Raw genomic sequence first — 3,285 nt, 5'->3', positions numbered from 1 at the left:
CGACTGTGCCGCGGCGCGAGGACTACCGGGTGCTGGACGTCGAACCGGGCGTCGACGACGACGAACTGCAGGCGGCGTACCGCCGGAAGGTCCGCGAGCTACACCCGGACCGGGGCGGCGACGAGGCCGAGTTCACGCGCGTCAACGAGGCCTACGAGCGACTGAAGCGGGACGCGTGACCGTCGGCCGGCTGCACGGGGTCGTGGGACCGAGGCGCTCGCCGGCAAAACAGTTACCCCTGCCAGGCGGCGAACACCGGTATGCGCGCGATCTGGTTCGACCTGGACGGGACGCTCCTCCACATGGAGCGGGACATCGGAGACGCGATCGCGGCGGCCTTCGAGGACGTGGCCGGCGACGCTCCCGACGCCTGGGTGTCGGCGTACAACGAGGGCTTCCTCGAACGATTCCCGGACTGCGAGCCAGAGCCCTACAGGCACGGCGCACGGTACGCCACGGAGACGACGGACTTCGACGGCGGGGTCGAAGAGCTCCGAGACGCGCTCCTGCGCGCGGAAGTGGAGTCACTGGCGCCCACGCCTGATGCAGCCGACGTTCTGGGGACGCTGGCAGACAGCGAGCATTACCGCGTCGGCGTGCTGACGAACGGCCACCCGGAGTGGCAACGCGAGAAACTCGCCGCGCACGGCCTCGACCAGTACGTCGACGCCGTGGTTGCCTCCTACGAGGTCGGCCACCACAAGCCGCATCCGGCGCCGTTCGAGCGCGCCGCCGACCGACTGGAAGCGGGCGCGTACGGCATGGTCGGCGACTCGGACGCGGACGTGGACGGCGCTGCGAACGTCGGCTGGGCGGCGACTCGCTACGAGGGCGGCACCCTCGGCGACGTTCCCGCCGCTCTCGGCTGGGAGTAAGTCTCGGGCCGACAGTTCGGTCGGCCGAGCCGGAGCGCGCGAGCAGGCCGGAGGGAGTCGGCACGCTCGTCACAACGTCCGAACCCGGCGTCTCTGTACGTCTCCGGGCCGCTACCCGGGGAAGGCTTTTACCCGCTTCTACCCAAGTCGCCTGCATGGGGCGTGACCGTGCCCAACTGGTCCGCGCGCTCGACCGCGGGGAGCAGGAGGGCGGCAGCGTCGAATTCAAGGAACGGTTCAGCCGCGAGGTCCACCTCGCCGACGGCCGGATGGAGAGTCTGGCCGCGCAACTCCGCCACCGCGTCCTCTCCGGCGACGGGGAGGCCGAGTACGTGCTCGGCGTCACCGACGACGGCGGTTTGGCAGGCGTCTCCCCGGAGACGTTCTCGGAGACGATGGACGTGCTGAGCCTGCTCGCCGAGGAGGCGGGCGCACACATCGCTGACGTCCAGACGTGGGGCGTCGACAGCGTCCGCGACACCACTGACGACCCCGAGGAGGGCATCGTCGGCGTCGCGACTGTCAGGGACGGCGCGTCGCTGACCCCGGACGACGACCACCTCATCGTCGGCACGGCCGGCCACGTCGACCACGGGAAGTCGACGCTCGTCGGGAGCCTCGTGACGGGGAATCCCGACGACGGCGACGGCGACACGCGGGAGTTCCTCGACGTCCAGCCACACGAGGTCGAGCGCGGCCTGTCCGCAGACCTCTCCTACGGCGTGTACGGATTCGACGGCGAGGGTCCGATGCGCGTGCGAAACCCCGACCGGAAGGACGAGCGCGCCGCCGTCGTCGAGGAGGCCGACCGCGTCGTCTCGTTCGTCGACACCGTCGGCCACGAGCCGTGGCTGTCGACGACGATTCGCGGCCTCGTCGGCCAGAAACTCGACTACGGGCTGTTGACGGTGGCGGCCGACGACGGCCCGACGAAGACGACCAGAGAGCACATCGGCGTGCTGCTGGCGACGGACCTGCCGACCATCGTCGCCATCACGAAGACGGACCTGGTGGACGACGACCGGGTCGCGGAGGTGGAACGGGAAGTCGAGCGCCTGCTCCGGAACACCGGCCGGACGCCGCTGCCGGTCGAGCGCCACGGCGTCGACGCCGCCGTCGAGGAGATCGGCGACAACGTCGTCCCCATCGTGCGCACGAGCGCGGTAACGATGGAGGGTCTGGACGTCCTCGACGAGGCCTTCGAGCGGTTACCGAAGACGACGGCGGCCAGCGGGCCGTTCCGGATGTACATCGACCGCACCTACAAAGTGACCGGCGTCGGGGCTGTCGCGTCCGGCACCGTGAAGTCCGGTACCGTGGAAGCCGGCGACGAACTCAAACTCGGGCCGTTCCCGGACGGCGAGTTTCAGACCGTGGAGGTGCGGTCCATCGAGATGCACTACCACCGCGTTGACCGCGCGCAGGCCGGCCGCATCGTCGGCATCGCGCTGAAGGGCGTCCGCGAGGCGGACATCGAGCGCGGCATGGTGTTGCTGCCGGGGGACGCCGAGCCGGAACCAGTCCGGGAGTTCGAGGCCGAGGTGATGGTGTTGAACCACCCGACGCGCATCGACGCGGGCTACGAGCCGGTCGTCCACCTCGAGACCATCGGGGAGGCAGCGCGCTTCGAGCCGGAGGACGGCCAGCTACTGCCGGGGGACACCGGGGAGACGACGGTCCGGTTCAAGTTCCGGCCGTACCTCGTGGAGAAAGGACAGCGGTTCGTGTTCCGCGAGGGGTCCAGCAAGGGCGTCGGGACGGTCACCGGCGTGCCGGAGTAGCCGCACGCCGAGACGGGGTCGGCGTGCCAGCGTAATCAGCAGCCTCGGGACGGCCGCTGGCGTCTCGGAGTCCCGTTCGTCGACGCAACCGAACGCTTCTCCTACCTGCGATGTGAGTGCCGCGCATGGTCAGTCGGAACACGCTCGAGTTCGTCGTGGGGCTGGTCGTCGCAGGGGTCGTGACCGGCGGGCTCGCGATGTCCGTCGCGCTGCCGTACGCGCTCGCTGTGGGGCTGGCGGCCGGGACGCCCGGGCTCGTACGAACGAGCATGCGGATCGACAGGGAAGCGTACGTCGACGCGAAGTCCGCGAACGAACAGGTCCTGGACGGCGCGCTCGCGGCGGGGTCGACGGCGGCCGTGGGCCTCGTGGGCGGCTACCTCGCAATCGCGAACGGGTTCGCCGGCCCGGTGGCGTCGGCGGTGGCCGCGTCTGTCGGCGTGTTCGCCGGCCAGGCGGCGTTCTACCTGCGGAACGGCGAGTTCGTGGAGTGAACCCACTCGCGGACGGCGTGGAGGTCCGGGAACGAGTGGTCCGGGGGTGGGGTCGGGCGTCCGGTCCGGGGTCCCCGTGGACCCACACTGACTGGAGGCCGGCAGCGCGGCGCCGCGCGCCGAGCGACCGAGCCC

At 70.7% G+C, this 3,285-nt stretch carries 4 protein-coding genes; all 4 read left to right on the top strand.

The genetic code is table 11. From position 1 onward, the window contains the following. Positions 1-5: 5 nt before the first annotated feature. On the top strand, positions 6-179 hold the full coding sequence (locus GRX66_RS20195; protein WP_325064184.1) for a J domain-containing protein: 174 nt from the start codon (positions 6-8) through the stop codon (positions 177-179). 81 nt (positions 180-260) lie between these two features. Next, positions 261-875 (top strand): HAD family hydrolase, encoded by a 615-nt coding sequence (locus GRX66_RS17695; protein ID WP_159527680.1) that lies wholly within the window; start codon positions 261-263, stop codon positions 873-875. 155 nt (positions 876-1,030) lie between these two features. Then, positions 1,031-2,656, top strand: coding sequence for a GTPBP1 family GTP-binding protein (locus tag GRX66_RS17690; RefSeq protein WP_159527679.1), 1,626 nt, complete (start codon positions 1,031-1,033; stop codon positions 2,654-2,656). Positions 2,657-2,781: 125 nt separating this feature from the next. Beyond that, complete coding sequence (locus tag GRX66_RS17685) at positions 2,782-3,150, top strand: hypothetical protein (RefSeq protein ID WP_159527678.1); 369 nt, start codon at positions 2,782-2,784, stop codon at positions 3,148-3,150. Positions 3,151-3,285 lie beyond the last annotated feature (135 nt).

The sequence above is a fragment of the Halobacterium bonnevillei genome (assembly GCF_009831555.1).
GTDB classification, from domain to species: Archaea; Halobacteriota; Halobacteria; order Halobacteriales; family Halobacteriaceae; genus Halobacterium; species Halobacterium bonnevillei.
Note: the sequence above shows the minus strand (reverse complement) of the source record. Positions and strands in the feature narration are given on the sequence as shown.

Bases quoted from the DNA above. Each gene is read 5' to 3' on its own strand.
- GRX66_RS17695 (WP_159527680.1), top strand. From the start codon at position 261: ATGCGCGCGATCTGGTTCGACCTGGACGGGACGCTCCTCCACATGGAG.
- GRX66_RS17690 (WP_159527679.1), top strand. From the start codon at position 1,031: ATGGGGCGTGACCGTGCCCAACTGGTCCGCGCGCTCGACCGCGGGGAG.
- GRX66_RS17685 (WP_159527678.1), top strand. From the start codon at position 2,782: ATGGTCAGTCGGAACACGCTCGAGTTCGTCGTGGGGCTGGTCGTCGCA.